The organism is Asticcacaulis machinosus (genome assembly GCF_028550435.1).
Classification (GTDB): domain Bacteria; phylum Pseudomonadota; class Alphaproteobacteria; order Caulobacterales; family Caulobacteraceae; genus Asticcacaulis; species Asticcacaulis machinosus.
In genome coordinates, this window is record NZ_JAQQKV010000001.1 from 445,783 (window position 1) to 469,515 (window position 23,733).

Below are 23,733 nucleotides of genomic sequence, written 5' to 3' on the forward strand. Positions count from 1 at the left end.
TTTGTAGTTACATATCAAGATGACGCGAACGTAAACTTTTCTTGATCTTTTTGCGAACCGGATCATACTTGCCCCAACAACAGGATGAGGAAACCGACATGACCTTTCGGCCGAGCACAAAAGACATAAACTTTTGCCTGCAACATATTGTGGATATAGACGATTTCTACCTGACCGAAGGCTATCCTGATTTTGACGGCGATATTTTATCAGCCGTGCTTGATGCTGCCGGAGATATGGCACGTGATGTTATAGCCCCGATCAATGTGGTGGGCGATCATCAGGGTGCAAGGTTGGAAAACGGACAGGTTTTAATTGCGGATGGCTTTGGTGAAGCTATTTCCGCCTATGCCGAGGGTGGCTGGAACAGCCTGGCTGCCGATCCCATGCACGGCGGCCAGGGACTGCCCAAAACCCTTGAGCAGGCCTGCTTTGAAATGTTCAATTCGGCCAATATGGCCTTCACACTGAACCCGACGCTCACCTTAGGCGCTATAGAGGCCCTGAGCGCATATGGGTCGGAGCGTCAAAAAACAATCTATCTGCCAAGGCTGATCAGTGGGGAATGGTCAGGCACGATGAACCTAACGGAACCGCAATCAGGATCAGACTTATCAACCCTGACGACGGTGGCACAACCCATTGGAAATGGTTTGTACCAACTGACGGGTCAAAAGATCTTCATTACCTGGGGTGATCATGAAGCCCGCGAGAATATCCTGCATCTGGTGCTGGCGCGACTGCCGGATGCGCCTGTGGGCACCAAAGGCATCTCCCTGTTCTTATGTCCCAAATATCAGATTGATGATGACGGAAAGTTGGGCGACCGTAATTCGGTCAGAGCCGTTGGCCTTGAGCACAAGATGGGCATCCACGCCTCACCCACCTGTGTTATGGCGTTTGAAGGCGCAGTCGCTGAAATGGTCGGCCCGCCCAATGAAGGCCTTGCGGCCATGTTTGTCATGATGAATGCCGCTCGCTTAGCCGTTGGCACACAGGGGGTCGGCATTGCTGACCGCGCCTGGCAACAGGCCCACCTTTACGCCATTGAGCGCCGTCAGGGACGCTCAGCACTCACCGGTCAAGGGAACGCAGCCATTTATGACCATCCGGATGTCAGGTTGACCCTGGCTTTGTGCAAGGCGAAAATTGATGCGGCGCGTGCGCTTTGTCTCGCCACAGCAAAGGCCTATGATCAGGCCCGTAAAGGCAGAGAGTCTGTACGCGACCGCGCCCGACGCCGTGAGGATTTATTTGTGCCGATAGCCAAGGCATGGGCAACACAGGTCGGATGTGACGTGGCATCTGCCGGCGTTCAGGTTCACGGCGGCATGGGATATATTGAAGAAACCGGCGCCGCCCAGCATTACCGTGATGCCCGCATAGCCCCCATTTATGAGGGCACCAATGGCATTCAAGCTGCCGATTTGGTCGGGCGAAAGTTATCACAGGATAACGGACTTGCAGCAAGAGAGCTAAGCGAAGACATTAGATTGTTCATAAAAGATACTGAAACTAAGAATGTAATTACGTTATCTGGTTTGATAGATGCGCTTCAGACATTTGATGAAGCCACAAACTGGCTCATTCAGCAAAAAGTGCAAAATCCGGCTACTGTGGCCACAGCCGCCAGCCGGTACCTGAGCTTATGTGGCGACCTCATCGGTGGCTGGCTTTTGGCGAAAGGCGCATTAGCAGCACAGGAACGTCTGGATCAAGGCGATGAAGATCGTGAATGGCTGAGGTCCAAAATCGCCCTTTATGAAATATACAGCACGCAGATTTTAAGTGCAGCCTCCGCTCATCTGTCGGCCATTAAAATGACCGTCGCCCCACTCGAAGCCTTAACGGCAGCAGCCATTTATCCTGATTAGGGTTTGATCGTCTTAACCGCTGAGGGTTTGGCACCGCTATTGGTGGGTCGCGTAGGGTCTGGCACAATGTCACCTGTCGAATTATCGGGCGTCTTAGGCGGGCCAGATGAAACCGGCCGCACCACAAGCTTTTGCCGCAAAGCTTCCTCGTCCTGAGATTTCAGCAGCTTATCAATCGTGGAGCGCACAAAAACCGCATGCGTCACCAAGCCAAGCTCAAGCCGGCGATTGTCCTGCTCAACCTGCTTGGTCAGAATACCTGCAATAAAGGTAAGCGACGGCTGCTCTGTCCCCGGACGGCGGATTGTGCGATCGGTCATGAAGACAGGCCCGCCGGAATTGCCAGGAATAGCTGTTAAATCAATAAGAAAGGTTGGGTAATTCGTACTTGGAGTTAAGGGGTAAGACGCCACGCGCCCCGCTCGCAAAATAGGAAAACCCGCCGGATTAGCCGACAATCCATGCGGATAGCCGAGCGTCATCATCTCATCGCCCGGTCCGATACGGTAATCACTAAACGTCTTTTCGTCCGCCAGCCAGGCGATTGGGACAACATTATCTTTGTAAGCCGCTGGCACTTCTACCGGAATAACGGCAACATCTTCTTTGCCGTGCTGCACCCACAAAGGCCCGCGGTCTGAACGGATAGTTAGCTTTGACGGACCATACTGCCACTTACCCGTAGCCCCTTCAAAACGCCACCCGATCCGAACGTCATTTGAGGGCATTTTTTCAAACACATGAGCAGCCGTTACCAGTACGATCTCAGGCGGGTTGCTGGAAGAATTATACCCGCGCGGCACTGATACCAGGAAGCCGGTACCTACCATGCGCTTACCATCGGCCAGAGGCTGATCGATTTGCACCGTCGCTTTGATCAGTTCCAGTGTTAAATCAGCGTCCATAAACCTTATGCCCTCGAAAAAAATGGCCGACAGTGAATCTTACCAAACCGTCATTTGACGGGCAGTTAAGAACCGTCGCAATCTCATTACAAAGATAAACCATTCCCGCCCCACTATCTTCCCCGTTCACCGGGTAATCTGTCAAAGGTGTAATCACATGAAAAGCCGCATAAATCGCAGAAACCTGCTTGTAAGCAGCATAAGTGTTGGATTTATGGTCAACTCTGGTTTTGGTGTCACACCCGCCCTATCCGCATCAGGAAGTCATATGTCTAAACTCACAGCCCCAAAAGCTAAAAAGATCCCGCACAAGATCGAGCAACTGGGCTACACCCGCGTCGATAACTACAACTGGATGAAGGATGATCGCTGGCAGGAAGTCCTGCGCGATCCCGATCTGATCAAGGCCGAGGTCAAAGAGCACCTCATTCTCGAAAACGCCTATTCCAAGGATATGCTTAAAGCCACCGAAGATTTGCAGGCGACTTTGTTCGAAGAGATGAAGAGGCGCATCAAGGAAGACGATTCGTCGGTGCCTGCCGCAGACGGGGCCTGGGAATATTATGTCCGCTATAATAAGGGCGCTCAACACCCGATCAATGCCCGTAAACCGCGCGGCAAAGACAAGATCAGCAAAGAAATCATCCCGTTTGCGGCTGTACCTTCGGATGAGCAAATTCTGCTGGATGAAGATGCCGCCGCAAAGGGCACGGACTACTACTCTACCGGTACGACGACTCATAGCCCCGACCATAAGCTTTACGCCTGGTCCGAGGATACGCAAGGGTCTGAGGTCTATAAAATCCATGTCAAGGATTTAACCACCGGCCAGCGCCAGGGCACACCGGTCGAAAGTGCTACGGGTGATTTTGTGTTTTCACCGGATTCGCAATATCTTTTCTGGACATTCCGTGACGACAATGGTCGCCCGTCAAAAATTTTCCGCCGCCCTGCCAAAGGCGGTGAAGATGTTCTGATTTATGAAGAAAAAGACCCCGGCTTTTTCATTGGCGTGGGTACGCTCTCGTCCGATAAGTACATTGTCATCAGCATTGGCAATCAGGAAACGTCCGAAACGTGGCTCATACCGGCCTCTGATCCGACCAAAGCACCGGTTTGTGTTGAACCGCGGCAAACCGGCGTCATGTATGATGTTGATCACTGGGATGACCGTTTTGTCATCCTTACGAATGCTGATGATGCAGTTGATTTTAAAGTGATGACATCGACCGCGGCGCTTCCATCCAAGTCAAGTTGGAAGCCGTGGATCGCCCACCGTCCTGGAACCTATATAACTGGCTTAGGGCTCTATAAAGGCCACATGGTGCGGGTTGAGCGTGAAAATGCCAATTCCCGCATTGTGGTCACCAAAAAAGCCGATCTCAGCGAACACACCATCGCCGTCAACGAAGAAGCCTTCGCCCTCGGCATGGGCGGCTCGTTAGAGTATGACACAACGGTGATGCGCTACACCTATACTTCACCCACAACGCCCGCGCAGACCTACGACTATGATATGGAAAGCCGTCAGAAAAGTCTGCGCAAGACGCAGGTCATTCCGTCCGGCCACAATCCGGCTGATTATGTCGCCAAACGGCTGTACGCCAAGGCACCGGACGGCGTTGAGGTGCCGATCACCGTTTTGATGAAAAAAGGCGTTGCTTTGGATGGCAAGGCCCCCATGCTGCTTTACGGCTACGGCTCCTACGGCATTCCGATGGAACCCAGCTTTTCGATCCGCAATCTGAGCCTGGTCAATCGCGGATGGATCTGGGCGACGGCCCATATACGCGGCGGATCGGAAAAAGGCCGTGGCTGGTTCATGGATGGCCGTAAGTTCAAAAAAAAGAACACCTTCACCGACTTCATTGCCTGTGCGGAGCATCTGACGGCTAACGGTTATGGTTCCAAAGGCCAGATCGTCGCCTACGGTGGTTCAGCCGGTGGGCTGTTGATGGGGGCTGTTACCAACATGCGCCCTGATCTGTGGGCCGGTGTGATCGGGGCCGTACCGTTTGTCGATGTGCTCAACACCATGAGCGACACCTCTTTGCCGCTAACCCCACCCGAATGGCCAGAATGGGGTAATCCGATCGAAGACAAAGCGGCCTATGACTACATTGCGACTTACAGTCCCTATGACAACATTACTGCCAAAGCCTACCCACCTGTGCTGGCTACCGGCGGCCTGAGCGATCCGCGCGTCACCTACTGGGAGCCGATGAAGTGGATTTCGGCTCTGCGCGAATACAACACATCCGATGCGCCTATGCTGCTGAAAATCAATATGGAAGCCGGTCACGGCGGCGCTTCGGGCCGCTTTGACTTCCTGAAGGAAATCGCGTTCGATTACGCCTTTGCCATCTGGGCCATCGATAAGGGATATCTAAAAGCCTAAATGTCTGACACAGGATCAATCATAGTCCGCAAAGCTACCTTTGCGGACTTCTCCGCCATTACGGAAATATATGGCCATAACTGCTTGCATGGCACAGGTACGTTTGCGCTTGAGCCTGCGACACCCCAGGAAATGATGTCGCGCTGGCATGAAATCCGTCAGATGGAATTACCGTACCTGGTCGCTGTCGATAACGGGGAGGTATTGGGCTATGCCTATGCCTCTCCGTTTCGCACTCGCCCTGGTTACCGCTACGGTATCGAAGACAGTATCTACATCCACCCCGATCATCAGGGCAAAGGCATTGGCAAATTGCTTCTATCTGATCTGATTAGGGAAACCACGGATCTGGGTTACTACATGATGATTGCCGTAATCGGTGACGGTAAAAATGCGGCATCGATTAATGTGCACAAAGCGTTAGGTTTTGACGAAACCGGGCGTTTGCCTAATGCCGGCTACAAATTAGGACGATGGTTGGACGTAGTCTTTATGTGCCGTACATTACGGCCTCTGGACACCCCTCCGATCGGCAATGGCTGGAAATCCAGTTAAGAGTAAGGCCGCGCCTTATGTATCGACTACGCCCCACAATAGGCTATTTTTTAATATTTTTGAAAAATATGGAGAAAATCGAGCGTGGCTGGCCTTTGCGTCAAAGTATAGAACTTTACTATTCACACCAGATATAGAGTTAATGGAAAAGTTGTCGGCAGCAAAACGCGATGACTACGGATGGAGAACAACACAATACTGCACCATAACTCTTCATAATTAAACATGTCCGTGAAGCAATAAAAATTCATGCGATACGATCACTTAACGAATAAATTCAACTACGCGCCAAGAACCCGAATTCTTGCAAATTCGAATATAACCTAAACTGCCCCTGCCGCCTACCCAACGTAGCTTCAGAAACGTTAACAGGCGGCAGGGCGCGGTCACCTGCATAATGGAGGCGATAACCGCCGATATCGTTGAAAAGGTCGGTTTAACGCTAAATTTGGGGCGTGGAGCAGAAACTCAGCGGCGGGATACGCCTCTCCTCAGACCAGCTTAGGCTGCTTTACCGGCACTACCTTTGCCAATTTCCTCAGGTTTTGGTCGGTGGCCGCCAGGAGAAACTCATCTCTGGCACCGTTTGGACCGCGTAGTCACAGCAAGACACTGTGAATCCTCAGCACACGAAATGGAGAAGATAGCCATCTCCCGATTGCTGCGGCAGATGGCTAGTTTAATGCACCGACATTTTCCACGGCATCAAGGCGTAAGAGGCAGTTTTCACTGCCCGAGACGGAAATCCTCAATGCTCTCTTGGCTCAGAGATAGACCTTCGAAGGTGGCCTCTGTTCCCTCACCCATTGGTGATTGGGCGCTAACCCCAATCCAGAGTTCTTGCGGATAACCATTTTTAAACAGGCGCACCATTTGCCAGCTCTTCTGGTCCTTTGAGTAATAAAAGCCCACCGTTTTAGTATCCGAAGATATCTTCAGATACACGGCCTCCTCACCGACAACATCGTGATTGTTGTCATCGGAGGTGCCCTCAGTGCGGACACTCACGACCCGAATCTTCGCGCGCTCATCACGCTCCACTTCAAGCTTTAGCCACAAATCGTCTTTGGCCCAGATATACAACGTCCCAGCATCGTAAGTCGCCGGGAATTGTGCCTTTACCTTCGCCACGAGGGTAAAGGGTTTCGCATTATCGATTTCAGACAACAATACGGGCGCGGCATACCTTTTCACCGCATCCAGTACCAGTATCTCGTTGCCAGCAACCGTATTCATGTGCTGTGGCAGAGCCTTGTATTCGCGTTCAGCATTCAAATCGTCAGGCGTGCCCGTCTGCCCGGACCCGGGATACGCCATGTTGAAAATGCGTGCGGCAAACCTTGGCTCCGACCGGCTCCGTCCCAATCTCGGCCCCATCTCGCGAAGCATCACAAGCCGGTTCAGATAGCTAATCAGCTGCGGCCATTGCGGCTGCGCACTTACGGCTGAAATAAAAAAGGGCAGATATATCTATTATCACTGTACGGCCAATAAGGGTCGCTGCCCCGAGAAATACGCGCGGGAGGAGGTCATTGCCGGTCAATTCGCCAGTTTGCTTTTAAAGCTACGCTTTGACGACACGACGTATAACCTGATCGTTCGTGCCTTAAAGAGCAGCCTCGCCGTGGAACGCCGTGAACATAGTGACGCGCTCAAACGTCTTCGAAGCGAGGTGGATCGCCTGAATCATCGGCTGCAAGCGGTCTACGAGGACAAACTGGACGGAAAAGTAAGCGAAGAGCTTTACGACCGTATATCGAGGCAATGGAAAGAAGAAGTTCGTCGATGCGAAGATGAGCTAGTTCGTTGCCAGGAAGCGAGCGAAACCTACATGGACGAGGGTGTCGCCCTACTCGTCATCGCCCGCAATGCTCACAAAATCTTCGAAACCCAACGCGGTACGGCCCAAAGAAAGCTGCTAAATTTCGTGCTCCAGAACTGCATTTGGCAGAATGGCCAATTAACCGCAAATTTTCGACAACCATTTGATATGCTGGAAGAAACAGCTGCCAAATCGTCGAAGCCCCAAGGGGCGGATGGGTATGATGATGCAGGAAAAGAAAATTGGCTGGGGAACTAGGACTCGAACCTAGAATGACGGTACCAAAAACCGGAGTGTTACCATTACACCATTCCCCAACGCGGCTACGGTTTATTGTAAAACCGGCTGGTCTCTTCGCATTTCATCCGAAGAGGGGCTGGAAATAGCGCAAGCCTTTACGAGTTGCAATCCCTAGGCTGAATTTTTCTTGAGGGTTCTGAACAGTTTTCCCCAAGCTTGTTTAACATCAGCACTTTCTCCTCGCCTCTTTTCGCGCAAAGCCGCCTGTGCTATGGGGCGGCATGTCATATGTTATCGTCGCTTTTTATCATTTTTTCGATTTCCCAAACTTTGAGGCTATGCAAGCGCCCTTGCTGGAGCGGCTGCAAACTCTTGGTATCAAGGGTTCTCTGTTGATCACGCGCGAGGGGGTCAATTCGACTATATCCGGGACACGTGATGCAATAGACACGTTTCTGGATTACCTCCAAAACGACCTGATCGGCGCAAAGATCACCTATAAAGAATCTTACGCTGAGTTTCAGCCCTTTGGCAAAGCGCGAGTGCGCCTGAAAAAAGAAACTATTTCACTGGGGGAGCCCGTATCGATGAAACGGTTCGGGCAATATGTCGAACCAAAAGACTGGAATAATCTTATCCGCAGTAATGATGTCGTCATTTTGGATACGCGCAATGACTATGAGGTCAATCTTGGCACCTTCAAAGGCGCCGTAGACCCGGCTATACCGACATTCAAATTCCTGCCGCAATGGGTTCGCGACAACGCCGACAGCCTCAAAGGCAAGAAAATCGCGACCTTCTGCACAGGCGGCATCCGCTGCGAGAAGTTCACATCCTGGATGATCGATAACGGTTTTGACGATGTCTATCACCTTAAAGGCGGCATATTGCAGTATTTTGAGGATGTTCCGGCCGCGGAAACCTTATGGGATGGCGAGTGCTTTGTCTTTGATGAGCGGATCGCGGTCGATCACAATTTAAAACCGTCTCAGTCAGCCGCGCTTTGCCTTTATTGCGATCATGCCCTCACTGCTGAAGATCAGGCCCATCCACATTACGTCAAAGGCGTATCGTGTCCTCATTGTCATGGTGACCCGGCTTATCAGCACGACCGGCCATCTACGCAAATCCATCGTGGACGTACGAAATTTTAGCCGACTAAAACTGCCCGGAAGTGACAGCAAATCAATTATTACGGTGTCTTCATTTGACCTGATCTTATAACCGGCTATTGTCGGCATATATGTCCGTGTGGGGCGGGCATAACCATAAGCAGGATCAAGACCTTCGCATGAAACAGTTTTTAATCACGGTAGCCGCCGTTGTAACCGCTTTTGTACTGTTTTTTATCGGTCTGCCATTCTTGCTGCTGGTTACGATCGCCGCATCAAGTAAGCCGCAATCGCCGGCCGAAGTCGCCTTAAGCATTGACCTGCGTGAAGGCCTTACCGACCAGACTCTGGATGACCCGTTTGCCTTCCTGATCGGAGACGGATTATCTACGATGGATATCGTCACGACGCTGCATAACGCGTCAAGCGACCCAAAAGTGAAATCCCTGCTTATCCGCCTGCCCGAAGGCGGAATGTCCCCCGCAGCGGCCGAAGAAATCAGACGCGCTGTGCGCGAATTCCGCGCCGCCAATAAAACCGTAATCGCTCATTCTCAGGGGCTTTACCCGGATACACTGGTTGCCGCGTCTTACATGGTCGGCACCTCGGCATCCGAATTGTGGATGCAGCCGAACGCCTCATTGCAGGTCACCGGCATTGCGTCTGAGAGCATGTTCTTCAAACGCGCTTTTGAAAAATATGGAATTAGCCCTCAGTTTGAACAGCGCTATGAATTCAAAAATGCGGTGAACCCATATCTTCAGAGCGATTATACCCCTGCGCACCGCGAAGCGACTTTGTCGTGGATGGGCAGCATCTATAATTCCGTTTTGGCCAATATCGCCAGCGACCGCAAGGTTGATGCGGCTAAGCTTAAAACGCTGTTGGAAACCGGTGTGTACAGTGCTGAGGCGGCTCAAAAAGCCGGCCTGATTGACAAACTCGGTCAGGTTCATGATGCCGAACAGGCCGCTCTCAAAAAAGGCGGAAATCATATCGAACTGGTCGATATTCGTGACTACGCCAAAACCATTACCCGCTCATCGGGCAAGTCAACGATTGCCGTTATCGGTGGCGAAGGCGCCATCATGACCGGCACCAGCGGCTCTAGCTTCAACAGCGAGCCCATGATGATGTCCGACGATGTCGCAGGGGCCTTTTTCGAAGCGATCAACAACAAAGATGTCAAAGCTATTGTCTTCCGCGTCTCATCTCCCGGTGGTTCTGATACAGCCTCGGAACAGATTTTAGCGGCCCTTCAGGCGGCGAAAAAAGCCAATAAGCCGGTTGTTGTCTCTATGGGCGAATATGCAGCCTCCGGCGGCTATTGGGTATCGTCGGACGCCTCAGCCATTATTGCCAACCCGACCACCCTCACCGGCTCGATTGGTGTTTACGGCGGCAAGTTCGCGATTGGTGATGCCCTCGGTCGGTTTGGCGTGGATATGAATAGCGTGCATGTCGGCAGCGATTTAAGTGCCATGTATAATGCAGGCACTGAGTTCACGCCTGAGCAACGCGCCAGCTTCTCCAAGCAGATTGACGAGACCTATAACGAATTCATTCTGCGCGTGGCTAAGGGTCGTAAATTGCCAGAAGACAAGGTTCGTGAAATCGCCAAAGGCCATGTCTGGACCGGTGAACAGGCCAAGGCTTTGGGCCTGGTTGATGATCTGGGCGGATTTTACACGGCACTGGCCAAGGCTAAGTCGCTGGCCAAGATTGCCGATGATGAGCAGGTCAAGCTGGTGAAATATCCGCAAAGCCGCTCACCGTTTTCCATGCTCAACAGCAGTGTCGAGTCTGCCCATAGTGGATTACAGGCGCTGTCGCTGATTAACTGGGCCATGAGCGATCCTCAAGCCAAATCCGTGATGCGTGAGATGTCTCAGGCCCGTATGCGGTCACAAGGGGCCAATGTTCTGGCTACCGAGCCGTTGGAGCCCACGCGCTGAGCACGCCCCAACTTAAGCTAGCCCTACCGCGACGTGAGACGAGTAAGCTCAGCGCAGCGGTTTAGCGACTGAATTCCGCCTCGATACGTAAGGTGCTTGGTGTGACGCCATGATCAGAGCTGTTAAACCCATTTATGGATACGGTTGGACCGATGGCTTCAAACATATTCCCGAACCAGCCCCCTTTAAGATTAAGGCAGAAGAACTGGCGGACGGAACAATCACTGGGCACATCGTATCAGTTAGCGATCCTGACCTTAACGAAGCTGTAATTGAAGCCTCGCCACGCCATGCCAGTCGAGACTTTCACTACAACTGCAGCATTCGCTATCAGGATGGTAGAGTCATCACAGGTTATTGCCTGATCAGTTGATTAAAGGCTCATTGATTTTCCAGCCCTGAGGTTAATATAAAAAGGCGGCAGATAAACTGCCGCCTTTTCATTTCTCTAAGAGAAGTCGCCTTAGAAGGATTTTGTGAAGCTCACAAACACTTCGCGGCCTTTATAGTCATAGCTGGAATACAGCGGCGAGTTACCAACGCGGTTAACCAGCGGATGAGTAGAGACGAAAGGTGGTAGTTCGTTCTCAATGTTTCTCATACCAACGGTCGCGGTCCAGTCGTCCGTCTTATACTGAACCGAAGCGCGGTGCAGGAAGTAGTTCGGAGTTTCCAGATAAAGCGTGCTGGTCGCCGGATTAATGCCATACAGGTCGTAGGACTGCATTTCACCAACCCAGTCAACGCCGTAAGTTACACGCCATTGATCCCACGTGAAGTTGGCAGTCAGTTCACCCGTGTAGTCAGGAGTGCTCAGCGTGCCATTATAGTCAACCAGAGCAGCGCCCGGACGCGGCTGGATGCCTTGTTCGTTGAACTTGGTGATCGCCAAGTTCACCAGAACATCAACCTTGCCGATATCACGATTCCAACGCAGGTTATAGTCGTACCCCTTAACCGTTTGAGCCGAAACGTTGGTGTAGCTATCAAACACTGTCAGCGCATTGGTGACTGGCGTACGAGCTGTGTACGCGCAGTATGGGCTGGAGAAGTTTGGCGAGTTATAGCACTGGTTCAGAATGAAGGTCTGACCCGCACGGGCAACACCGTCATTGATCTCGATATCGAAGTAATCGACCGCAAGCGACAGATTACCAAAGACATCTTCCGGCAGGAAGTTAGCTTGCAGGATAGCACCAACCGTCAGGTTGTCTGAGGTTTCAGCAACCAGACCTTGCGATGCGCCACCAGCCTGAACGATCTGGATAGACTGGTTGTTGCCGCTACCCACACCCCAACCGGCTGGCAGGCCGAGGGACTGACAGTTAGCTCTGCGGTTCGCATCTACACCCGGCGAATCCCAGTTGTTACAGGGGTCACCCGTGCTGGCAGCAAAGCTGGTCGTACCACCCAGGAACTGCTCAAACAGAGCCGGAGCGCGGTAAGACGTGCCCTTGCTGGCGCGCAGGGTCAGGAAATCGAACGGCTGATACATAATACCGGCCTTGTAGGTGGTATCATCGCCGTAAGAATCGTAGTCCGTGTAACGACCAGCCAGTTCAAGTGACAGGTTCTTGGCGAACGGCAGATCTTTCAAAACAGGGATCTGGAATTCGACAAAGGCTTCCATAACGCTGTCTTCACCAACCGTCGGAGCGGCTGAAGTCAGGTTATAGAGGTTGCCTGAAACCGAGTTTTCATTCGGTTGATCGTCGATCGAGGCTTTACGGTATTCAACCCCGAAGGCGGCCATCAGATCACCGGCAGGCAATGTAAACAGCGGACCGTTGATATCTGCCGTAAAGGTGGTTTCTTCGTACAGGGTTCTGCTTTCAACCGGCACGAAGGTGTAGGCTTTCCAGTCTTCGGGCAGGATGCCACCAATAGTATTCGCATTCAGAACCGGAGCGGGTACGCACGAAGCGGCCGATGGGTTGGCATTGTTAGATGCGCAGGTAACGGGTGCACCATTCGCGCCTGGGCGAATGAGGTGCGCCGGAACGCCAGCAACCGGGGTAGCCACATTCAAAGATGCCGCAACACGATCGGTCAACCAGGACTCGAACATGTAAGAGGCATCAGACTTTGAATATTGCAAGGTCGCGTCGTAGCGCCAGCCATCCATAAGCGCGAAGTCACCTTTGAAGCCCGCCGTAAATTTGGCGAAATCGACTTCCTGACGGCTCTCATAGTTGCCGTAGCCGATGAACGCGCGCGCCTTGGTTGGGCCCGCAAACAGAACCGTACCGCCGGCTGGCAGGAAGTTACCAGGGATCGCGGCAATATTGGCCGGGATCAGAGGTGAACCCACAGCATAGTCGAGGCTGAGCTGGCGGTTGTTGGTTTGCGAAGAAACACGGCGGTTGACGAGGACCTCGGTGTAGAATTCTGAGTTCCAATATTCAGACAGGTCGTAAGAGGTCTGGAAGAAGCCGGTGTAAACCTTCACAGGCGACAACAGCGAGTTGTTCAGCAAGTCCGGATCAAACGTATCACGGACGTTCAGGCTGCCGCCGCTGACACCTTCAAACCCGGTCAGGCCGGTAGATACCGCAGAGTTCGGACGCCAGCGGTTATAGGTAGCAATCGTTGGAGCGCCTGTTGCCGGAACACCGGCAAAGCCAGGTGTACCTAATGTGTTGATAGTCACACCGGCGTTGCTGCCCTGGTTCGTAATGGTATAGCACTTGGACTTACCGGTCAGAGGATCAATATAGTCGGTGATAGCCCCGGTCGTCTTGTTAAACGTACCGTCCGTCTGACAGGACATCCAGTCGCGATCACCGTATTTCAGCTCTTCGGATTCGTAATATTCAAACGACCCTTGAGCCGAGAAACGATCCCAAGTCTTGCCCGCGATAAAGGCAACACGTGATTGCTCACCACCGCCATCAACAGGCTTGTTGTATTGGGCTTCGAGTGACACGCCTTGAACATTGCGCGTGACCACGTTGATAACACCACCGATAGCATCCGAACCGTAGATCGCCGATGCACCATCGCGCAGAACATCAACGCGATTGATGAGGGCATTAGGCAGAACGTTCAGGTCAGCCGAACCGACCGAACCACGCGAACCTGCCGGCGCCACGCGACGACCGTTGATCAGAACCAGCGTACGGCCTGGGCCCAAGCCGCGCAAACCGACGGTGTTGGCACCGGGCCCACCGTTGGTGACAAGACCGCCGAAAGCATTGTTGATCTGCGCACCACCGCCGGTGACGGCTGTGCTTTGCAAGATAGCCGAGGTCGAAGACAAACCTGCCATCGTGCTTTCGTTGCGGGTGATGACTTGAATGGGCGATGCCGAATTGTAGGTATCTTTACGGATGCGCGAACCGACAACGGTAACCTCAGTTACCTCTGCCTCTTGGGCTTCGGGCTCAGGTGCAGCCGCATCCTGAGCATAAGCAACGCTACCCATAGCCAAAAGGCTTAATATCGCACCGCTTATCGTTGTCGAGACCATCAGGCCCGATTTGATAGATTTGTTTTTCACTCTTAGTCTCCGGATTATTTTATAGGGTATTTTTATACCCACCGCAGTTTCCAACATTAACTGTTGTTAATCCCACTAAGACCTCACGTCACAAATCCGTCAATCGCCTGACACAGGTTTGCCAATTTCAAATGAAACCTGTTTCAATAAAGTCACATTAGAAACAGAGGAGCAACATATCCTAACCGGAGAAATGAGACGGATTCCGCTAAAAAACCCCCCTCGTGCAATTTGCATAATTTTTAAATATATTCAGATGGTTATATTTAAAAATTTCACCGCACACACATCAATTCATAAATATTTGAAATGATAGAAAATCCCAATTATCCAACGGATTGTCGTACAAATATAAAATTAAATGAGAAACTATATGCCTCACAAATGAGGCCGTTATTGTGTCTGTATGTAACAAGTATTCGAAAGCGCAGATGAATCGCGGCTCTCAAAAAAATGCACATAAGATTCACTAACGCTCTACCGTAATTCGCACGGCATACGGCATAACGGGTTCGGGCGTGCAACTGGCGACGATGGTTTGAGCCAGCAATATTACCAAAAAAGCCGCCGCAATACGCTGGGCTCGTTTTGATACAAATAATGCGAAATTTAGCGCCATAATAGCCCCCGGAATTGGTTTACCAGGAGTTAACAGCAATTGCCGCGCCAATAACTGGCTCACATAGACTTCAGGATCTCAACTACCCGCACAACACGGTGGCAATTCCCCCCTAGATCAGCCAGTTCATAGCGGCTGATGGAGCGCACATCTGCTTGATCGGGATCAATCCGCACCACTAAATCTGACGTGAACCCATAGACAGGGTCGCGATAAATCGCCTCAACCCGCCAGGGAGACCTCCCAAACACCACAAACCCCTCTTCCTTTAGTTGGGCCGCCACTTTATCGGCGGTTATGGCACTGTTTTTAACCGGCTGAGCTCCTGAACAGGTTACGGCATTGACATCAGCTATCGGCTTTAGATCCCACTCGAATGACGTCCCTTTCGCCACGCGCGGACTATCTTCGACCGCGTGCGCATCGGGCCCACGCTCCTTGATAAGCTTATCAGAAAAGGTAACCGGTCGATCCCAGTTTGTAGACACATCATATATGGGGGGGCTCGATTTGAGTTTTTGCTCATAGAGGTAGAATCCTCCCAGAACACCGCCAGAAATGAGTACCGCAGCCAATGCCAGTGGCCCGGTCCGGCGCGGCGACATAAAAAGAGCCACCAACAAAGAGACCAGACCGATCACAAGGCTAACGGTCGCAAGTTTAGGCGCCCAGGTTAAGGTCAGGAGCTTAAAGCTGGTATCATAATCGAAATAGTCGACCTTGCTGCCAAAGATAGCCACGGCAAGTGTAATGGGCGCCGATAAACTGATCAGAAGGGCCATCAGAGCCAGACTTGGCCCGGATTTGCGCTCTTTGATGTGTGAGTGATTCTGTTCTGACACGTCTACGCAGCCCTAACCTTTATGTCGTCTAACCGTTTTTGATAAAAACCCATAGTCGCTCCCCACCGTCACGGGGATACGTCATAATGGCGAATTCATCTCTCATTTTTGAGACAACTTCACCTCAAACGAAATTTAACACATTGAAGCTAAATGAAAATTGAATTTTTCGTGTCTGTCAGCCCAGATGCAGTCTTATCCATTCCGAAGTTAAATCCGTAACTTCAGTTTGAGATTTGGCAATGCCTGGCGTCGCATCCGAAGCATCATTACGGCGCGCCTCCACACGACGCATCCGCTCTTCTGCTGGCAGATCAAGCCAGACCCCCTCAAACCTGAACCCAAGATCATTAGCCAGGCTTTGCATCAAACGTCTCTGAGCTTGATCACGAAAAGTCGCATCAATTATAGCGGACTGCCCCGCCTCAAGGGTCATTCGTGCCAGTTTCAGGATATGCGCATAGACCCTATCGGTTTCAATTTCACTGTAGGCCTGTGACGGCAGGCGATCAAACGGGGGGCAACTCCATAGGCGCTTACGGATTTCGTCACTACGCAGAATGACGGCTCCCGGTGCCCGGCCTTTTGAGTCCGCTACTGATCGGGCATAAGTCGTTTTGCCCGAACCTGACAACCCGCCCACAGCCATAAAGCCGACATTCGTGACCTCAAGAAAGGCGATCGCCGCATCCAGGTAAGATGATGCCAGATCAAGATCACCATTATGAGCATTCACATGGCATCTTACGCCCGCCCTCACTGACATATAGAGCGGTAAAAGCTTGAGCCCCTCATATAACCGCTGCACGTCACTCTCAGAGCGTGCCGACCGATCCAGATAAGCATTCATCACACGATTGGCCGCGGCCTTATGCCCCCTCACCCACAGATCCATAAGCAGGAAGGCCAAATCATAAAGCACATCGATCTGACTTAAGCGTTCATTAAATTCGATGCAGTCGAATAATACCGGCTTTCCGTTTTCGACAAAAATATTTCCCAGATGCAGGTCACCGTGACACCTGCGCACAAACCCGCCATCAAATCGGGTACGCACAATGTCAGCCACATCTTCGTAAGCCTGCGATACGAGACGGTCATAATCGTCGAGACGGGCGTTTCCAAGCCGGTCACGAAATACCCCTATGTTATGCCGGTTGGAATCAATGACGTACTTAATATTCGCAGCATGAGTTTCATCGCTACACACATCTGAGCCCGCGTGGAAATCAGCGATCACCTCACCTAAGTCCTGCATCAAATCCAGATCGGGGGCCCAGTCTTTGTGAACGCGGCTTTGCTCAGCCAAAACGGTCGTCTGATCAAAACGTCGCATGACCAGAACGCCTTCGCCGTCGATGGCCGTAACCTCCCGATAAACGTCAGGTGCCGTGCGCTGATTAAACTGCAATTCGCGCAGCAGGGCTTCACGACGCTTCTCAGTCGTGGTGAAGTCCAGAAATCCGTAATCAACTGATTTTTTGATTTTGAAGGCTTGATCGCCTTTGAGAATAACAACGGCGCAAGAGGTAGTAATGACCTTGTCCGCATCTTGCGATAGATATGCGATCACGGCATCGGGCGTCGATTTATCGTCTGTCATATCTTTTTACCCGATCCGAAATTGACCTTGATGCCACAGGTTCTAATATAAGCGCATGAAAATACCGCCACAGTTTACCCCGCCCCCCACCACCAAAGCGCTTATCTTTGACTGTGACGGGACTTTGGCAGACACGTTTCCGGCGCATTACCGGGCTTTTAAAGAGGCTCTATCGTTTTACAACATAAATTTTGAAACTGGTTTTTACGCTGCGCGCGTCGGTCTGTCGCGTTATCAGTTACTGACTGAACTCGCCAGTGAAACGGGCATCACCTTCGATCCTGAAGATATAGCCGCGCGCAATGCAGACTTGTTTTTAAAACATATCGATGCTGTTAGGCCGATATCGTTTGTTACGGATATCGTACGCCAGTTTCAAGGGATACTCCCTTTAGGCGTGGCCTCCGGCGGGCAGGCCCCGATAGTGACCGCCACATTGCACGCCATCGGGCTTTATGACCAGTTTGACGTTGTAGTCACGATCGAAGACACCCACAGGGGTAAACCTCACCCTGACCTTTATCTGACCGCTGCCGACCGGCTAAATATCAATCCTGAACATATTCAGGCCTTCGAGGACTCAGACGAAGGCATCGAAGCGGCGACCTCTGCCGGCATGAAGGTAATGGATATACGCCCCTACTACCTGTCCGATCCGTCCACCTGGTGATCAGGGGAAAAGCCGCACCTTATCCCAGCTATCTGTGACAGACCGCCGCTGAAACAGCACCCTGTCGTGCAGACGAAACGGCTTGTCACGCCAAAATTCAATACTGAGAGGTACAATCCGATAGCCCGTCCAGTGCGGCGGGCGCGGTATAGGGCCAATACCAAATTTCAAAGCCATCTCGGCTACTTTTTTTTCCAATGCGAACCGGTCAGGCAAAGGCCGTGACTGATCCGATGCCCAGGCTCCGATCTGGGAATTACGGGTGCGACTATGGAAATAGGCGTCGGCTTCAGCGTCCGACACACGTGTGACCTCGCCCCTGATGCGCACCTGTCGGCGCAAGGTTTTCCAATGAAACAGAAGGGCAGCCTTACCGGCCTGATCAAGCTGCTGCCCCTTATTGCTGTGGGTATTAGTGTAGAAAACAAAACCTTGGGCGTCAAAATCTTTGAGCAGCACCATACGCACGTCCGGCAGGCCGTCTTCATCAACCGTTGCGACCGCCACGGCATTGGGATCATTCAGCTCTTTTTTACCCGCCTCTTTGAGCCACCCCGCAAACAGATCAAAGGGTTCTGCCACGTTGAGATCAATCTCAGCCGCATTTGCCTCATGTGCAGCCTTGTATTCATCCTCAGTCGGACTGTGCGGGATGAGGTCAGACGCCATGATAGTTTCTCCGTATAGATAACCGTAAATTAACCGCTTTTTGACGCTTTCAGCGCTTATGTAGCCGTGTTGCCTAAAACTGGCTAATCTAAATTTAGTGGCTCTTTTCAGAATGAACAGAACCGACGCGCTCAAAATTCTGGGACTTTGCGATCCCGTCAGTGAAACCGACATAAAATCGGCATTTCGCGGACGTATAAAAGATGTTCATCCTGATCTTAACCCAACCTCCGACGCCTTGTTGCGCTTGATGATTGTGGCCCGTGATGTCCTCATGGGTACTCAGGTTCCAGAGACTACGCAGCCCCAATACGCCGACATCATTCCCCTTAACATTACGCCGCATCATGCCATTCATGGTGGTAATATTGTCTGCGACGTTCCGGTTAGTCTTGATATTATAGAACAAGACCATACGGTTCAGTCGCTCAATCATTTACGACGGCTACGCATCAGCCTGCCTAAAGGATTGCGGGCAGGCGAAATTTTAAGATTTAAAAACGGCCATTTAAGTCCCTGCGACACGACATCCCAAGGCGCGTTATTATTTTGTGTCGAGATCGCACTGGATGAAAACATAACAATATCTGGAAACGATATCTTGATTGATACTGAAATTGAACCATGCGTGCTGAATTCAGGGGGCCAAATATCTATAGATACCCCTGCGGGTGTGCAAAAAATCACGCTCAAAGGACCGGCCAGCAGCGGCTCAAGTCTGCTTCTTAAAGGACTGGGCTTACCCGCCAGAGGTGGTTTTACGGCGGGTGATCTTTATGTTCGCCTCTCAGCGCGTGACGTGCCTCATCAACCCGCGGCCGAACTTTTAAACCGCTTTACTGCGCGGTGGGGGTAACTCACCAACCTCAATCTCCGATTAGAATTTGCACGTTAAATCAATCTGGTTTAAGCGAAACCCAACTTAATCGTGAGCCCCTGACGCCATGTCGCACAACAGCTTTGGTCATCTTTACCGTGTCACCACCTGGGGCGAAAGCCACGGCCCGGCTCTGGGCTGCGTCATCGACGGCTGCCCTCCCGGCATCCCGCTCACTGAGGCCGACTTGCAATGGGCGCTGGATCGCCGCAAACCTGGCGGTTCGCGCTTTGTGACCCAGCGACGTGAAGCCGATGAGGCCAGAATCTTATCCGGCGTTTTCGAGGGTAAGACTACGGGGACCCCGATATCGGTGATGATTGAAAATACCGATCAGCGCTCAAAAGACTATGGTGAAATCGCCAGACAGTTCCGGCCTGGTCACGCTGACTATACCTATTTCGCCAAATACGGCATCCGCGACTATCGCGGCGGCGGCCGGTCGTCAGCCCGTGAAACCGCCGCCCGCGTTGCCGCCGGTGCGGTTGCCCTTAAGGTTTTGCAGTCTCATTTTAGCGACATAAAGATTCGCGCGGCTCTGGTGCAGTTGGGTGCCCATAAGATCAACCGCGACCAATGGGACTGGGCGCAGGTTGATCAGAACCCGTTCTTTTCGCCCGATGCCTCAACCGTAAAAGCGTTTGAGGATTACCTCGATGACATCCGCAAGGCCGGCTCCAGCATCGGCGCGGTGGTCGAAGTTCAGGCCGATGGCGTACCCGCCGGTTGGGGCGCACCTATCTATGGCAAACTCGATTCCGATCTGGCGGCCAATCTGATGTCAATCAACGCCGTCAAGGGCGTTGAGATTGGCGAAGGCTTTAACGCCGCCACGCTGTCGGGCGAAGACAATGCCGATGAGATGCGCATACATAACGGACAGCCGGAGTTTCTGTCCAACCATGCCGGCGGCATACTGGGCGGCATATCTACGGGCCAGACGATCATTGCCCGCTTAGCCCTTAAGCCGACCTCATCAATCCTGACCGAGCGCAAATCGATCGACATCGAAGGCCACGAGGTCGATATCCGCACCAAAGGCCGCCACGACCCCTGCGTAGGCATCCGCGCCGTGCCGGTAGCCGAAGCCATGATGGCCTGCACGCTTCTGGACGCCTGGCTACGCCATCGTGGCCAAACCGGTAATGTTGTTTTCAGCCTGGGATAGGGTTGCATATTTTGCAACACAGCATGCAAAGTTGCATGACTTTTAGGGACGAACGATATCGCTATATTGGTAACAACTTCAATCGATGAGGGCCTCAAAGCCCTTAAGGAGATTACCATGATACAGCATCGCCCCTTTGAAAAACTCTTTCATGAAAACCACGGCTGGCTCGACACACGCCATCACTTTTCATTCGCAAGTTACTACGACCCCGGCAATATGGGCTGGGGTTCTATCCGCGTGTGGAATGATGATGTTATTGATTCCAAATCAGGTTTTCCGCCTCACCCCCATAGTGATATGGAAATTATCACCTATGTCCGCAAGGGCGCCATTACCCATCAGGACAATCTCGGCAACACCGGCCGCACCGAAGCTGGCGATGTGCAAGTAATGTCGGCAGGCACCGGTATCCGCCATGCAGAATACAATCTTGAGCCGGAAACCACTGAGATTTTCCAGATCTGGGTCATGCCGGATAAACGCGGCATCGCGCCGCGCTGGGGGGCCAAGCCGTTTCCGAAAAGCGACCGGTCGGGTAAGTTTGTAACCCTGGCGTCAGGCTTTGACACTGATGAAGACGCGTTGAAAATTCAAACCCCGGCCCGCTTGCTGGGGGCCACCTTGCTCAAAGGTCAAACCGAAACCTATGCAACTGAGCCCGGTCGACATATCTATCTGGTATTGGCGCACGGACGTGTTAAGTTAAATGGACTCGAACTTGGCCCGCGTGATGGCGCTGCAATCAAGGATGAAGCCGTCCTGACGATTGAAGCTCTGGAGGATGCGGAAATCCTTTTGATGGACGCTCAATGATAGAATCTGGGATTAAACCAGTCCTGAGACCTGCAGGTCTCATTCTCTTAGTTGGCACAGCCCTGTTCCTACAGGGCTGTGTCGCCGTTGCGGTAACGGGCGCTGTGGTCGGCACGGCGGTAGGGGTTACGGGTGCTGCCGTCAAAACCACCGGCGCGGTGGTTGGAGCCGCCATACCCGACGGTGATGACGAGAAAAAAGACAAAAAGAAAAAAGACAAAGACGAGGATTAGGCCATGCGACATATGGGTTACTTAGCCATCGTTCTCATATGTTTGACCGCCTGCTCGCCCGCCAATACCGACACCTCGCCTCCGGAAGACAATCCTGAGCCCGCTTCAGCGCCCGCTCAGGTCAGCGCGCTACCGGCCCATAATCTGAATGGCGTCGACCTTGATCAGCCCCTGACCCTTCTGGGCACCGAACCGTTTTGGAGCGTCACAACCTCCTCTTCGGGTATTGTTTTCAAACGTCCGGACGAAGCTGACATAACCTTGTCTGCCGCCCCCTTCACGGTCACAGCAGACACGGCCGAATTGCGCCATGATGAGTTAACTATTGCTTTGACCGCGGCAACCTGCTCGGACGGCATGAGCGACCGCGCCTACCCCTTAACCGCTCAGGTCACCTATAAGGGCAAGGTCATGCAGGGCTGCGCCGCCCCAACGACAGATTTGCAACTCAATCGCCCTTAAAGGCTATCTTATACCCGTCATTTTATGGGTTTGAAGGCTAAGGCGCCACTGGGGATGCTTTAGGCAATAGGCGATCACAGCTTGCGTATTTGCCATTTGCTCAGCCTTATCCGGCCCAAGATTATCCTTGGGTTGCAGATAAAAGCGCTCAAAATCCAGCCCCGAAAAATCCTCTGGATCGACGCCAGTCTGCGGGTAAACCAGTTTCAGTTCCTGCCCGGAGGTTTGTTTCAGGGCATTGTCTGCCTTAGGACTTATGCACAGCCAGTCAATGCCGTTTGGCGCTACGATCGTACCGTTGGATTCCACCGCAATAAAATAGCCTGCGGCTTTAACCGCCTGAATCAAAGCGGCATCCAGTTGCAATAGCGGCTCCCCGCCTGTGAAAACTACGGACTTTTCCGACCTCGGCAAATCCCCCCAAAATCGATCTAGCGCCTCGACCACATCAGCCTCGGTCGCAAATTTACCGCCGCCCTCGCCGTCAGTACCTATGAAATCCGTATCGCAAAAATTGCATAGCGCTTTGTGGCGATCCTCTTCACGGCCGCTCCACAGGTTGCAACCGGCAAAGCGCGCAAACACCGCCACCCGTCCGGCTTGGCCGCCCTCGCCCTGTAGCGTCAGGAATATTTCCTTGAAACTATACATCGGCACCCGATCGCCATTTTTCAAAACCGGATGCCCGCAATTCACAGGCCGGGCACGTCCCGCAACCATAGCCCCAGGCGTGACGCTCACCGCGCTGTCCCAGATAGCAGGTGTGGGTTTCCTCCAGAACCAGATCGACAAGCGCATCACCGCCCAGATCGTGCGTCATGGCCCAGGTCTCAGCCTTAGTCAGATACATCAATGGCGTATCGATACGGTAAGGCCGCTCGATACCCAAATTTAAAACGCGCTCCATCGCCTCAAGCGTATCTTTACGGCAATCCGGATAGCCTGAAAAATCGGTCTCACACATCCCGCCAACCAGATGATCAATACCCCGTCGATCCGCCACAGCAGCGGCATAGACAAAGAATACCAGATTACGCCCCGGCACGAAGGAATTGGGCAGTCCGCGCGCGGACATTTTGATTTCCTGTACCCGCGTCAGCGACGATTCGGCCACGGCTCCGAAGCCTTTAAGATCAACCACATGGTCTTCACCCAAACGACTGGCTGCCAGGAAAACATCGCGGATTTTATTAAGGACATTCAAGCGCGTCGTCATTTCAATATCGTGACGCTGGCCGTAATCGAAGCCAATGGTCTCAACGCGTTCAAAATTCGTCAGCGCCCACGCCAGACAGGCCGTTGAGTCCTGACCACCGGAAAATAAAACCAGAGCCGACCTCTCCGCCGCAATACTATCCAGTTCGTGTGCCATGAACCTTTGGGCTCCTTAACAATGCGCTTGTATTAAAAGTGG

At 52.3% G+C, this 23,733-nt stretch carries 21 protein-coding genes, 1 tRNA gene and 1 pseudogene; 14 read left to right on the plus strand and 9 right to left on the minus strand.

Features of this window, described 5'->3' with window-relative positions; all coding sequences use genetic code 11:
- The first annotated feature begins 98 nt into the window (after positions 1-98).
- Positions 99-1,874, plus strand: a complete 1,776-nt coding sequence (locus tag PQU98_RS02170) for an acyl-CoA dehydrogenase family protein (RefSeq protein ID WP_272743230.1) — start codon at positions 99-101, stop codon at positions 1,872-1,874.
- Here the strand turns inward: PQU98_RS02170 and PQU98_RS02175 are convergent.
- On the minus strand, positions 1,871-2,779 hold the full coding sequence (locus tag PQU98_RS02175; RefSeq protein ID WP_272743231.1) for a trypsin-like serine peptidase: 909 nt from the start codon (positions 2,777-2,779) through the stop codon (positions 1,871-1,873). The two genes, PQU98_RS02170 and PQU98_RS02175, sit on opposite strands and share 4 nt — an antisense overlap.
- A gap of 214 nt (positions 2,780-2,993) precedes the next feature.
- On the opposite strand from PQU98_RS02175, the gene PQU98_RS02180 reads away from it, so the two are divergent.
- Both PQU98_RS02180 and PQU98_RS02185 read left to right on the plus strand, forming a co-directional pair.
- On the plus strand, positions 2,994-5,177 hold the full coding sequence (locus PQU98_RS02180) for a S9 family peptidase (protein ID WP_438263851.1): 2,184 nt from the start codon (positions 2,994-2,996) through the stop codon (positions 5,175-5,177).
- On the plus strand, positions 5,178-5,732 hold the full coding sequence (locus tag PQU98_RS02185) for a GNAT family N-acetyltransferase (protein WP_272743233.1): 555 nt from the start codon (positions 5,178-5,180) through the stop codon (positions 5,730-5,732).
- A gap of 726 nt (positions 5,733-6,458) precedes the next feature.
- On the opposite strand, the gene PQU98_RS02190 is transcribed toward PQU98_RS02185, so the two are convergent.
- A complete protein-coding gene (locus tag PQU98_RS02190; protein ID WP_272743234.1) occupies positions 6,459-7,049 on the minus strand; it encodes a DUF1349 domain-containing protein in 591 nt (196 codons plus the stop codon).
- Between the two features lie 94 nt (positions 7,050-7,143).
- On the opposite strand from PQU98_RS02190, the pseudogene PQU98_RS16995 reads away from it, so the two are divergent.
- Both PQU98_RS16995 and PQU98_RS02195 read left to right on the plus strand, forming a co-directional pair.
- Positions 7,144-7,266 (plus strand): annotated as a pseudogene (locus PQU98_RS16995) (recombinase zinc ribbon domain-containing protein); the annotation flags it as partial.
- 90 nt (positions 7,267-7,356) lie between these two features.
- Positions 7,357-7,812 (plus strand): hypothetical protein, encoded by a 456-nt coding sequence (locus PQU98_RS02195; RefSeq protein WP_272743235.1) that lies wholly within the window; start codon positions 7,357-7,359, stop codon positions 7,810-7,812.
- Here the strand turns inward: PQU98_RS02195 and PQU98_RS02200 are convergent.
- Positions 7,798-7,871: transfer RNA gene (locus PQU98_RS02200), tRNA-Gln, on the minus strand. The genes PQU98_RS02195 and PQU98_RS02200 overlap by 15 nt on opposite strands.
- A gap of 204 nt (positions 7,872-8,075) precedes the next feature.
- Here PQU98_RS02200 and trhO point away from each other — a divergent pair.
- The 3 genes from trhO to PQU98_RS02215 all read left to right on the plus strand — a co-directional run bounded on the left by trhO (position 8,076) and on the right by PQU98_RS02215 (position 11,234).
- Positions 8,076-8,948, plus strand: a complete 873-nt coding sequence (gene trhO / locus PQU98_RS02205; RefSeq protein ID WP_272743236.1) for an oxygen-dependent tRNA uridine(34) hydroxylase TrhO — start codon at positions 8,076-8,078, stop codon at positions 8,946-8,948.
- Positions 8,949-9,085: 137 nt separating this feature from the next.
- Positions 9,086-10,861, plus strand: coding sequence for a signal peptide peptidase SppA (gene sppA / locus PQU98_RS02210; RefSeq protein ID WP_272743237.1), 1,776 nt, complete (start codon positions 9,086-9,088; stop codon positions 10,859-10,861).
- A gap of 109 nt (positions 10,862-10,970) precedes the next feature.
- Positions 10,971-11,234 (plus strand): hypothetical protein, encoded by a 264-nt coding sequence (locus tag PQU98_RS02215; protein ID WP_272743238.1) that lies wholly within the window; start codon positions 10,971-10,973, stop codon positions 11,232-11,234.
- Positions 11,235-11,324: 90 nt separating this feature from the next.
- Here the strand turns inward: PQU98_RS02215 and PQU98_RS02220 are convergent, their stop codons facing one another.
- The 3 genes from PQU98_RS02220 to PQU98_RS02235 all read right to left on the minus strand — a co-directional run bounded on the left by PQU98_RS02220 (position 11,325) and on the right by PQU98_RS02235 (position 17,424).
- Entirely contained in the window at positions 11,325-14,360 is a 3,036-nt protein-coding gene (locus tag PQU98_RS02220) for a TonB-dependent receptor domain-containing protein (RefSeq protein ID WP_272743239.1), read from the minus strand.
- A 678-nt stretch (positions 14,361-15,038) separates the two neighbouring features.
- Positions 15,039-15,761, minus strand: a complete 723-nt coding sequence (locus tag PQU98_RS02230) for a DUF1499 domain-containing protein (RefSeq protein WP_272743240.1) — start codon at positions 15,759-15,761, stop codon at positions 15,039-15,041.
- A 238-nt stretch (positions 15,762-15,999) separates the two neighbouring features.
- Positions 16,000-17,424: a bifunctional aminoglycoside phosphotransferase/ATP-binding protein gene (locus PQU98_RS02235; protein ID WP_272743241.1), complete on the minus strand. Its 1,425-nt coding sequence runs from the start codon at positions 17,422-17,424 to the stop codon at positions 16,000-16,002.
- A gap of 55 nt (positions 17,425-17,479) precedes the next feature.
- Here PQU98_RS02235 and PQU98_RS02240 point away from each other — a divergent pair, with 55 nt between their 5' ends.
- Positions 17,480-18,094, plus strand: a complete 615-nt coding sequence (locus PQU98_RS02240; protein WP_272743242.1) for an HAD family hydrolase — start codon at positions 17,480-17,482, stop codon at positions 18,092-18,094.
- Here the strand turns inward: PQU98_RS02240 and pdxH are convergent, their stop codons facing one another.
- The gene (gene pdxH, locus PQU98_RS02245) at positions 18,095-18,763 is read right to left on the minus strand and encodes a pyridoxamine 5'-phosphate oxidase (RefSeq protein ID WP_272743243.1); all 669 of its coding nucleotides are present in this window, start codon (positions 18,761-18,763) and stop codon (positions 18,095-18,097) included.
- A 112-nt stretch (positions 18,764-18,875) separates the two neighbouring features.
- Here pdxH and PQU98_RS02250 point away from each other — a divergent pair, with 112 nt between their 5' ends.
- From PQU98_RS02250 to PQU98_RS02270, 5 genes are all read left to right on the plus strand, one after another.
- The gene (locus PQU98_RS02250; protein WP_272743244.1) at positions 18,876-19,619 is read left to right on the plus strand and encodes a DnaJ C-terminal domain-containing protein; all 744 of its coding nucleotides are present in this window, start codon (positions 18,876-18,878) and stop codon (positions 19,617-19,619) included.
- Between the two features lie 88 nt (positions 19,620-19,707).
- A complete protein-coding gene (aroC, locus tag PQU98_RS02255; protein ID WP_272743245.1) occupies positions 19,708-20,808 on the plus strand; it encodes a chorismate synthase in 1,101 nt (366 codons plus the stop codon).
- A gap of 117 nt (positions 20,809-20,925) precedes the next feature.
- Entirely contained in the window at positions 20,926-21,624 is a 699-nt protein-coding gene (locus PQU98_RS02260; protein WP_272743246.1) for a pirin family protein, read from the plus strand.
- The gene (locus PQU98_RS02265) at positions 21,621-21,857 is read left to right on the plus strand and encodes an NF038104 family lipoprotein (protein WP_272743247.1); all 237 of its coding nucleotides are present in this window, start codon (positions 21,621-21,623) and stop codon (positions 21,855-21,857) included. The genes PQU98_RS02260 and PQU98_RS02265 overlap by 4 nt, the downstream gene beginning before the upstream one ends.
- Before the next feature lie 3 nt (positions 21,858-21,860).
- Entirely contained in the window at positions 21,861-22,319 is a 459-nt protein-coding gene (locus PQU98_RS02270) for a COG3650 family protein (RefSeq protein WP_272743248.1), read from the plus strand.
- 3 nt (positions 22,320-22,322) lie between these two features.
- On the opposite strand, the gene queE is transcribed toward PQU98_RS02270, so the two are convergent.
- Together queE and queC are read right to left on the minus strand one after the other, a co-directional pair.
- On the minus strand, positions 22,323-22,970 hold the full coding sequence (gene queE, locus PQU98_RS02275) for a 7-carboxy-7-deazaguanine synthase (protein ID WP_272743249.1): 648 nt from the start codon (positions 22,968-22,970) through the stop codon (positions 22,323-22,325).
- Positions 22,963-23,691 (minus strand): 7-cyano-7-deazaguanine synthase QueC, encoded by a 729-nt coding sequence (gene queC / locus PQU98_RS02280; protein WP_272743250.1) that lies wholly within the window; start codon positions 23,689-23,691, stop codon positions 22,963-22,965. Before queC ends, queE begins: the two co-directional genes overlap by 8 nt.
- Positions 23,692-23,733 lie beyond the last annotated feature (42 nt).